We start from the raw sequence: 9,741 nt of genomic DNA, 5'->3' as shown, positions 1-9,741 counted from the left end.
GCATGGGCTGGCGGCCCGGCCCGGATGACCGCCTGAAAACACAGGCCATCCTTGGTGAACTGGGCCTTGAGGCACTGCAAAAACAGTGCGTCACCAGCCTCAGCGGCGGCGAACTGCAAAAAACGCTCATTGCCCGCGCCCTTGCGCAGGAAGCCCCGGTGCTTCTGCTGGACGAGCCGGTCAACCATCTGGATATCCGCAATCAGGTGGAAATTCTTGAAACAGTTACAAAACTCGCCCAGCGCAAGCGCATGTGCGTGCTTATCGTGCTGCACCACCTGAGCTATGCCCTGCGTTATGCGCAGGATATCACGCTGCTGCACCAGGGATGTCCGGTGTACCAGGGACCGGCATCGGCCCTGGACGAACACGACCTGAGCCGGACATATGGCATCCCGGTTCGCATGCAAACCATCGACGGCCAGCCTCACGTGCTTTTCTAGAGCAGATTAACTTTGAAATGCTTCACATTTCAAAGTTTTCATTCAGCCGAAAAATGTAATTTTCGACTGAATCTACGCCATGTTGTGGCGCGCTGCACTTTCGTGCAGCGTTAGGGCATTTACACTTTTTCAAAGTTAAAATGCTCTAAAAACGGGCAGACGTTTTTTGCCTTCACCCTGCGCCGGAATGAAACAACAACCACGGCAAAACCTGCAGCGTCCCCTGTAAAGACCCACCCGCCCAGACAGCCCGTGCCCGCGCCGGAAAGAAACGGCAGCACCTGCCGGAAAAACATGGCGGAAGCGCGCTTATTTTTTTACATAACTACACTAAATATAAGTTAATTAATGCCATTCACAGAAAGATGCTTGCGTGGCTATGGCCGCAGTGATATTTTGCCCGCCACGGAGGTCCTATGGACGTGCCTTTACTCTATGAGATAGTGACCATCTTTCTGCTTTCCATCTTCGTCACCGTTACCTGCAACAAAATCAAACTGCCCGCCACTGTGGGCTTTTTGCTCACAGGCGTTTTGTGCGGCCCGTCCGTGCTCGGCATAGTCAGCGACCGAGAAGCCATTGACCATGTGGCTGAAATCGGCGTTGCCATGCTGCTTTTCACCATCGGCATGGAGCTTTCCGGCGAGGCGCTCAACCGCCTGAAACGCCCGGTATTTATGGGCGGCAGCCTGCAAATCGGGCTTACCGTTCTGGCTGTTATGGGCCTTGGCCTTCTGGGCGGCTACACCTATCAGCAGGGCATATTTATGGGCTGCCTGGTTGCCCTTTCGTCCTCGGCCATCGTACTGCGCATCATGCAGGAACGCGGCTCCACCAATACGCCCACGGGGCGGCTGTCTCTCGCCATTCTTGTCTTCCAGGACATTATGGTGGCCCCCATGCTTCTGTGCGTTCCCCTGCTCTCCGGCACCCTTCACCTTTCGCTGGAAAGCGCCTTTTTTTCCACCCTGTGGGTGGTGCTGGCCCTTGGTGGCGTGCTGCTTTTCGCGCGCTTCGGCCTCGACCGCCTCATGGAAGCCGTGGTGCGTACACGCACCAGAGAAATACTGCTGCTCACCACACTGGGGCTGTGCCTCGGCATGGCCCTGCTGACCAACACCCTGGGCCTTTCCCTTTCGCTGGGCGCGTTTATGGCAGGTCTGCTGCTGGCCCGCTCCCAGTACAGCATGAGCGTCATTTCGGGTATTTTGCCCTATCGCGACGTGTTCATGAGTCTGTTTTTCATTTCCGTGGGCATGATGCTCAATGTGGATTTTTTTGGAAAACACTTTTTTTCCATCATTGGCCTCACCGCCCTGTTTATTCTGGTCAAAAGCCTGCTCACGCTGCCTGCGGTGCTCGTGCAGGGCTATCCCCTGCGTGCGGCCATCGTCACGTCCCTTTCCCTTGCACAGGTGGGTGAATTTGCCTTTGTGCTGGCGGCTTCTGGCCTGAGCGCCGGGCTTTTTGACATGGACGCCTATCAGAATTTTCTGGACGTAAGCGTGCTGACCATGATGCTTACGCCCGGGCTTATGGCTATTGCCCCACGTCTGGCCGACCGCTTTTCCGGGCAGCGCGGCAACGAACAGCAGGAAGAGGCTGCGGAGCAGGAAGGCAAAAAACGCCTGGAAGATCACTTGATTATCGTTGGCTTCGGCATCAGCGGCAAGCATCTGGCCCATGTGGCCAAAGAGTCGGGTATTGAATACACCATTCTGGAAATGAATCCCGAAACCGTCAGCCGCTACCGCCAGAAAGAACCCATCGCGCACGGAGACGCCTCGCAGCCCGTGGTGCTGGAGCACCTGGGCGTTACCCGGGCGCGGGTGCTGGTGATTGTCATCTCCGACCCCTCGGCTGTGCGCGCCATTACCATTGAGGCGCGGCGCTTTAATCCCAACCTCCATATCATCGCACGCACCCGTTTTGTTTCCGAGGTGGCGGCCCTGCGCAACCTTGGAGCGGACGAAGTGATTGCTGAGGAATTTGAAACCTCCATTGAAATTTTCACCAGAGTGCTGAGCCAGTACCTTGTACCCAGACAGGATATAGACACCTTTGCCGCCCGGATCCGGCAGGAGAACTACCGCATGATACGTCTCATGAGTTCTGCGACGGACTCACTGGACAGCGTTGTAAACCGCCTGCCCGACATGGGCGTACAGGCCATGCGCCTTGCCGGGATCTCCCCCCTGTGCGGCCGCAGTCTGGCGCAAACAGAATTGCGACGCCGCCACGGGGTGACGGTTATTGCCATCCTGCGGGAAGGGATAACTCACGCCTCGCCGGGTGCGGATGAGGTTTTTGAGCCTGGCGACATCGTGTACCTCTTCGGCAAGACCGACAAGGTTATCGCCATAGCGCCCCTGTTTTCCGGTCCAGTGCGCGAGCATGTCAGAGACGGCAGGGGGGGCAAGCCGCAAGAAGTCCAGCCAACGGCCTGAATGCCGGACTCCAAAGAGAATTGCCCCCGCTCTTGCAGCTTGCCGGACTTCAGCAAATAACCGCACAGCACAGGCCGCGCTGCGCACATTCCAGTCTGCCCGCCTCTGGGAGCCAGGCCTGCGCCAGGGCGACAGAGCGGCAACATGGCGCTACGCCCGGCCTCCTTGCCAGGAAAGCTTGCGCATTTTTCTGTAGCCGTCTAGGATGGCAGACTGCCGATGGAGAACGTCCGCCGGCCCTCTGTCACCACACTTTTCGGGGACCATATGCAGGATCACAAAGAATTGCGCGCCCAGCTTGAGCGGGCGCGGCGCATAGCCATTGTCGGGGCCAAGGACAAGCCCGGTCAGCCCGTTGACCGTGTGGGCCGCTATCTTATAGACAAAGGTTACGAAATTTATCCCGTACATCCGGTACGCACAACGGTCTGGGGGCTTGCGGCCTATCCCGACCTTGCGTCCCTGCCAGGCCCCGTGGACATCGTGAATCTTTTTCGCGCCCCACAATACTGCCCGGAACACGCGCGCGAAGTGCTGGCCCTGCCTTGGCGGCCTGCTGTGTTCTGGATGCAGCAAGGCATACACTCGCCCGAGGCAAGGGTTCTTCTGACCGCTCTCGGCATCACCGTCATCGAGGACGCCTGCATCATGGTCGAGCACGCCCGCCTTCTGCCCAACGCCGCAACTATTCAAGGATAATTCATGCCTGTCTCACCGGATACGGTTTTCAACTGCCGCATGTGCGGTCACTGCTGCGAAGGACGCGGCGGAATTGTGGTCAGCCCCACTGACCTTACGCGCCTGGCAGCACACATGGGGCTTGCCCCCGAAGCCGTTATAGAAGGATACTGCTACCATGTCGGCGGCAAGCTGAAAATCCGCAGCGGCGCAGACGGTTACTGCGTTTTCTTTCAGCAGGGGAAAGGCTGCGGCGTCCACGAGGGCAAGCCCGCCATCTGCCGTGCCTGGCCCTTTTTTCGCGGCAATATTGAAGACCCCGCAAGCCTTGCCATGGCTAAAGAATTCTGCCCGGGCATCAATGCCGACGCTCCCCATGCGGCTTTTGAGCGCCAGGGGCGTCAATACCTGCATGAAAACGGCCTGCTCGCCAGCGACAGCAGCTGCGAAGCCAACGCCCTTATCCTTAAATAACTCATGCGACGCCGCTCCCGCCAGATATCCCTCAAGGAATGCTACGAGATTCTCAAACTTGAGAAGAACGCTGACCTTGCCGCCGTTAAAAGGGCTTACCGCAGGCGTGCCTTTGAGCTGCACCCTGACCTGAACCCCGGCAATGTGGAAGCCAGCCGCGATTTTCAGCGGCTCAATGAAGCCTATGTGGCCCTTTCCGGCATTCTCAAGCACGAAGACGGCATCAGGGCCACATCCGAGGCGCGAAAGGCGACGCAAAAAAGCAAAAAACACGCAGATCCGGACGAGGGTGCCGACAAAACTTCCGGGGCCGCCGCAGAGGCCGGCCGGGCAGAAGAGCAAAGCTCTCCCCCACCTGGCGGGGCTGGCGCTGCCGGGCAACAGCAGGCAAAAACGGCGGACCAAGCCGCGGAACAGCCCAACGAGAGCGCCCAGGCCCAACAACAAGATAAAAAAGCCCAAAACGAAAAAGGCGCCCGGTCTGAAGGAAACGCCACAGACCACAACGCCACGGCAGGAACAGCCTATGCCGAGCAGGATGTTTTGCGCGACCTGCTTAACGATCCCTTTGCCCGCCGCGTTTTTGAAGATATTTATAGCGAGCTGAACCGGCAACATGCCGAAAAGCCGCGGCAGGACACAACCGAAACCCATACAGCGGAATCCGCCCCGCAAAACAGGGCCAGGCCAAAGGCCGCGCCAAAAGAAAAGAAAAGCGCTCCGCTGCATAAAGGCAATCTGGCCTGGGGTACACCCAAGTGGTCTGCCGACATGACAAAGGGCGTCACCGGCATGGTCAGGGGCTGGCTGCGCCGACAGATTGATGAAGAGCAAAGCCTTACCCTGCCCGCAGCCAACCTTGCGCCGGGCTGCCGGGTGCGCCTGCAGATACGCCAAGGCCTACAGGCTGAACTCAAAACGGTTGAAATAACTCTGCCCCCCGATTTTACCGTGGGAAAACCCATACGTTTGCGCGGCCTGGGCAAGCGCATTGGCCCCTGGCAAGGGGATCTTTACCTTACCCTGTATACCGAATAGCCCGGCAGCAGGCGGGGGGCGGGCAACCTTCAGGTAAAATTGCGCTAATCCGCCCCGATTGTGAAAAAACTTATTTGACAATCGTCATGCCAAGCAGTTACTACTTCTGAAAAGCACAGCAGATGCTTCGCATTGAATTTTCATAAAAGCGAACGATGACCATGAGAGAGCTTGCTGCTGGACAGCACGCCGAAGGGGCAAGAGCAATCGAAACTCTCAGGCAAAAGGATCATGGTCGGACGCACTCTGAAATTGGCACACGCTGATGACAGAAGTTGAACCTCAGAAACGAGGTGACTGTCATGGCGTTTTTTTATTCGCCATTAGCCCCGCTCTGGGCGCACCTTCGGCCCAAGCGCCACAACTGACCACGCAGGACAGGCCCGCAGGTGCTGCGGGCAACAAACTGCCGCAGCGGATTTGTTTCGCTTCTGTTTGCTCGCTCTCGTCTTTTCCGCCTTTTTTACGCCATCACAACATTTGAATCAGACGCTTCCCCGCCGAGGCTGTTCGTGTCTTTTTCTGAACAGTCCCACACTTCTGACATTGATCAGCGCCGCACCACGGCATGCAATTTCCATCCAGTAAAATCGCACAGGCGGCCGTCTGCTTTCCAGGCATGCCCGTCTGTTCTTGAACAGCCAGCAAAAATCTCCCACAGCGGCTTGGCCCCTCTGGCGGTATTTTCCAGCGCAGCTTCACGCGCGGATTTTTTGCCGTGTCTGCCTGCGCGCTTTTATGCCATGCCAGCCAGAATGCGTACGGCAAAGGGCGCTTCGGCCTTTGCGTGGCAATCACGCCACACGGCCCACGCCCTTCCGGGCTTTCCGCACAACACGTTCACACACCAGACAGATGACCATTTTTTCAAGGCTCATGGCCGCCCCGCATTTTTTGCGAGGCGGCGCGGGCCTCTCACCCTTTGCTGTCAGCAGGTCGTTATTTGACCCGGAACCGAGTTACCTGTAACTGACGCACCAGCTCCCCCCGCTGTTGCGCAAGGAGGACCCAGACCAAGGCAGGCGCGGCACAGGCCGGACAGGCTCTTTCCGCGCCGAAAAAACAGACATTGCCTTTTCGTGCGGGGTAAAAAAGCGATCACCCCATAGCACCAACAAAAAACAGGGAGCACGCACCATGAGTGACAAGCCCACTCCCCCCGTGGGACATGAAGATCCTCATACTCTCAAACGCGGTCTCAGCCAAAGGCACATTCAGCTTATTGCCATTGGCGGCGCCATCGGTACAGGCCTTTTCATGGGATCCGGCAAAACCATCAACCTTGCCGGGCCTTCCATCATCTTTGTATACGCCATTATCGGGGCCTTTCTGTACCTTGTCATGCGCGCCATGGGAGAACTTCTTCTCTCAAACCTGAAATATAAATCCTTCACCGACATGGCGGAGGACATCGTTGGTCCCTGGGCAGGCTTTTTTGTAGGCTGGACCTACTGGTTCTGCTGGATTGTTACCGGCACGGCGGACGTTATCGCCATAGCCTCCTACTTCCACTTCTGGTTCCCCACGCTTTCTGTCTGGATTCCTTCCATTCTTTTCGTGCTGCTGATTATGGGGCTCAATCTTGTTTCAGTGAACCTTTTCGGTGAAATGGAGTTCTGGTTCGCCTCCATCAAAATCGTGGCTATTATGGCTATCATTTGTGCCGGAGCGGTCATGGTCATTACCGGCTTTACTTCGTCCATATCGGGCGATGTGGCCGCGGTGTCCAACCTTTGGGATCACGGAGGATGGTTCCCCAAGGGGATTTTCGGCTTCTTTGCGGGTTTTCAGATAGCCATGTTCGCCTTTGTAGGCATTGAGCTGATCGGAACCACCGCGGCGGAAGCCAAGGACCCCGAAGTCAACCTGCCCAAGGCCATCAACACCATCCCCTTCCGTATCGTGTTTTTCTACGTGTTTGCCCTGGTAGCCATCATGTGCATCACGCCCTGGTCAGCCATTGACCCGGAAACAAGTCCCTTCGTGCACACCTTCGTGGCCGTGGGCATTCCCGCTGCGGCCAGCATCGTCAACTTTGTGGTGCTGACCTCGGCGGCCTCTTCCGCCAACAGCGGCATCTATTCCACCAGCCGCATGCTTTACGGGCTGTCGCTGGCCGGGGTGGCCCCCAAGTCTTTCGGCAAACTGTCTTCGCACCGGGTTCCCGCCAACGGCCTGCTGTTCTCGTGCCTCTGCCTGCTTCTCGGCGCGTCCATGCTCATTATCATGCCCACCATTATGGCGGCCTTTACCGTCATGACCACCATCTCCGCAATCTGCTTCATCTTCGTCTGGTCAATGATTCTGGTTTCATACTACGTTTACCGCAAGAAGCACCCCGAACGTCACGCGGCCTCCAAGTTCAAGCTGCCCGGCGGCGTATTTTCCTGCTGGATATGCTGGATTTTCTTCGCTATCGTGCTCGTTCTGCTGACCTTTGAAGCTGATACGCGCATGGCAATGCTTACCACGCCCCTGTGGTTCGTCATTCTCGGTATCAGCTACTTCTTCAGCCACAAGAACCATGTCAGCAAGCGGCAGAGCAACACCAACCGCTAAGCAACCGCTTTTTGAAAAAAAAATCAATATAAAAGGCCCGGAAACACCGGGCCTTTTATATTGTATGAAACATATCAATTTTGCGGACATATATGTTTTCAATATTCGCCCAATATTCCCTCTGCGTTTATCCTCACAATGATATTGTGCAGCTAGAGCAGATTAACTTTGAAGTGCTTCACATTTCAAAGTTTTCATTAGCGGCAGATCAGGCGTCCGGCAAAGGATCATCCGCGATGCTGAAAGACATGCCGTCATCCCTCTGTTCCACAACATAGCGCAATCTTTCCTGTACCTTGTTGTGAGCGTCAAAAGTCAGAACCACAGGGCTGCGCTCGGAAATATCGTTTGGTCCGGCCACATATTCAAAAGCGCTGATAATGACCTCATCCCCTTTCTGGCAGGTGCGCGCGGCCGCACCATTGAGGACGCAGCAGCGCGATCCGGCCTCGCCGTAAATGACATAGGTCGAAATGCGCTGCCCGCTGTGCTTGTTCCAGATATAGACGAATTCCAGCGGCATGATGCCCGCCAGCCCGCATATTTCCGGGTCAAGGGTAATGGATCCGTGATAGTCCAGCACACATTCCGTTACGCGGATGCCATGCAATTTGGCGCGTAAAATCTTCAGCATCTTTCTCTCTCTTTCAAAACGTGCCGCGCGGGATCGCGCACGGCGATCAACTTTGAGAATGTACATTCTCAAAGTTTAAGACACGCTCGCTTCGATGCTTAACCGCGCAAGTAAATAGCTCTGCTGTCTTCGCGGCAATCGTTGGCGAGCCTGCGAGCCTTACGAATGGCGACAGCGATTGTATGGAAACAGGCCGATCGTTACACATGCTGCCTGCAAGCGTATTTTCCTGCGTTACGATTTCTGAAGCATCCGTAACTTCCTTTGTCGTAACGGCTGAAGCTGCGCTTGCATCTTTACGGCGGGCGACTGCTCACGCAGCCGCTGGCGTGCATGCGCAATGCCGGCAAACACCCTGGGGCTTCCGGGCGAGGCAGAATTCGTAAAATGAAAAAGGCCGCAGGAGCGGCCTTGAACCTACGGATTCCACGAACAAAGATCAATACGCCTTGATGTACTCGTCCAGATTTTCAGCCGAGCAGTTGCGGCTGACCCAAAAAGCCGAGGCCCACACCATAAGGGCCGTGGCCTGCGTGTCGTCCAGGCTCTTGATTTTTGATTCAAGGCTTGATTTGCTGGCTCCGTGGCGCAGATGCACGCCGTTGACATCGCAGGCGTCAGAAACGCGCAGTATGAGATACGAAAGGCGCGTGTGGTCGGGCATGAGCTTCATATCTTTGTGCGCCTCGACAATGGTCTTCAGTTCCGGCCCGCTGAATATATGCTTTATGCCCGTGATGGCCCGGAAAAACGTGTCCACAGCCCAAGGCAGAATAAACTCCGCGCCAGCGCTCTTGGTACGAAAATAATCCTTGAGCCAGCGTTCCTGTTCTTCATTGATGCGTGCTGCGACTTGCGGCATGATGCCCCCGGGAAAAAACTGTATTTTATGTTCCGTCCGGCACACAGAGCAGCCGAACCTTATTTTACACCATGTTCTATAAAGCGCTACATCAATTAAAGCAGATTTTCAAGATAAAATCTAGACTTATTTTTAAAAATATTTTAGGCAGTTCCGCCACGCGCCCACCGTGCTCGACAGCGCGCAGCTTGCGCAAGCCGTCGTTTCAGAGTACTGCGCCGGCCATGTTTTTTAGAGCATTTTCACTTTGAATTTGCTCTGGTGGCTGCGTGAATATTCTTGGTGCGATTTTTCTGACAAACCGGCGCTAAACGCCGTCACAGGCCCGCCCGGACTTTCCTTCTCGACTCAAGGCCGCCGGTTTGGCATGATTGCACGCTGACGGCCCGTGCTGCGCTTCTCCGGTTACCTGCGGAAACTGCACACATGGCTACGGCCGGCCGAAACCTTTTTTGGCACACCGCAGCCGGGCGGCCCGGTGCGAAAACACGAGAGTATTCATGCATCATCTGCGTCAGGTCAAAGCGTCTGCCGGGTCAGGAAAAACCTATGAATTAACGCGCTGCTTTTTGCAGCGCCTTGTGGCCTGTGGTGAGCTCGGCACGA

8 protein-coding genes and 1 riboswitch are annotated in these 9,741 nt (G+C 56.1%); of the genes, 6 read left to right on the top strand and 2 right to left on the bottom strand.

Features of this window, described 5'->3' with window-relative positions; translation table 11 throughout:
- The 6 genes from V6C07_RS08650 to cycA all read left to right on the top strand — a co-directional run.
- A partial coding sequence (locus V6C07_RS08650; RefSeq protein WP_333535997.1) for an ABC transporter ATP-binding protein occupies positions 1 to 443 on the top strand: 443 nt, incomplete at its 5' end.
- Positions 444 to 859: 416 nt separating this feature from the next.
- A complete protein-coding gene (locus V6C07_RS08645) occupies positions 860 to 2,890 on the top strand; it encodes a cation:proton antiporter domain-containing protein (RefSeq protein WP_333535996.1) in 2,031 nt (676 codons plus the stop codon).
- A gap of 267 nt (positions 2,891 to 3,157) precedes the next feature.
- Positions 3,158 to 3,589, top strand: a complete 432-nt coding sequence (locus V6C07_RS08640) for a CoA-binding protein (RefSeq protein ID WP_333535994.1) — start codon at positions 3,158 to 3,160, stop codon at positions 3,587 to 3,589.
- A 3-nt stretch (positions 3,590 to 3,592) separates the two neighbouring features.
- Positions 3,593 to 4,042: a YkgJ family cysteine cluster protein gene (locus tag V6C07_RS08635; RefSeq protein WP_333535993.1), complete on the top strand. Its 450-nt coding sequence runs from the start codon at positions 3,593 to 3,595 to the stop codon at positions 4,040 to 4,042.
- Positions 4,043 to 4,045: 3 nt separating this feature from the next.
- Positions 4,046 to 5,080: a J domain-containing protein gene (locus V6C07_RS08630; protein WP_333535991.1), complete on the top strand. Its 1,035-nt coding sequence runs from the start codon at positions 4,046 to 4,048 to the stop codon at positions 5,078 to 5,080.
- Positions 5,081 to 5,232: 152 nt separating this feature from the next.
- Positions 5,233 to 5,322: riboswitch (glycine riboswitch) on the top strand.
- A gap of 895 nt (positions 5,323 to 6,217) precedes the next feature.
- Positions 6,218 to 7,639 carry a D-serine/D-alanine/glycine transporter gene (gene cycA / locus V6C07_RS08625; protein ID WP_333535990.1) on the top strand — a complete coding sequence of 474 codons (1,422 nt, stop codon included), beginning with the start codon at positions 6,218 to 6,220 and terminating at the stop codon, positions 7,637 to 7,639.
- Between the two features lie 208 nt (positions 7,640 to 7,847).
- Here the strand turns inward: cycA and V6C07_RS08620 are convergent, their stop codons facing one another.
- Together V6C07_RS08620 and V6C07_RS08615 are read right to left on the bottom strand one after the other, a co-directional pair.
- Positions 7,848 to 8,273: an aspartate 1-decarboxylase gene (locus V6C07_RS08620; RefSeq protein WP_333535989.1), complete on the bottom strand. Its 426-nt coding sequence runs from the start codon at positions 8,271 to 8,273 to the stop codon at positions 7,848 to 7,850.
- A 439-nt stretch (positions 8,274 to 8,712) separates the two neighbouring features.
- The gene (locus tag V6C07_RS08615) at positions 8,713 to 9,135 is read right to left on the bottom strand and encodes a hypothetical protein (protein ID WP_291440230.1); all 423 of its coding nucleotides are present in this window, start codon (positions 9,133 to 9,135) and stop codon (positions 8,713 to 8,715) included.
- Positions 9,136 to 9,741: the final 606 nt, after the last annotated feature.

The organism is Desulfovibrio sp. 1214_IL3152 (genome assembly GCF_036763055.1).
Classification (GTDB): domain Bacteria; phylum Desulfobacterota; class Desulfovibrionia; order Desulfovibrionales; family Desulfovibrionaceae; genus Desulfovibrio.
Note: the sequence above shows the minus strand (reverse complement) of the source record. Positions and strands in the feature narration are given on the sequence as shown.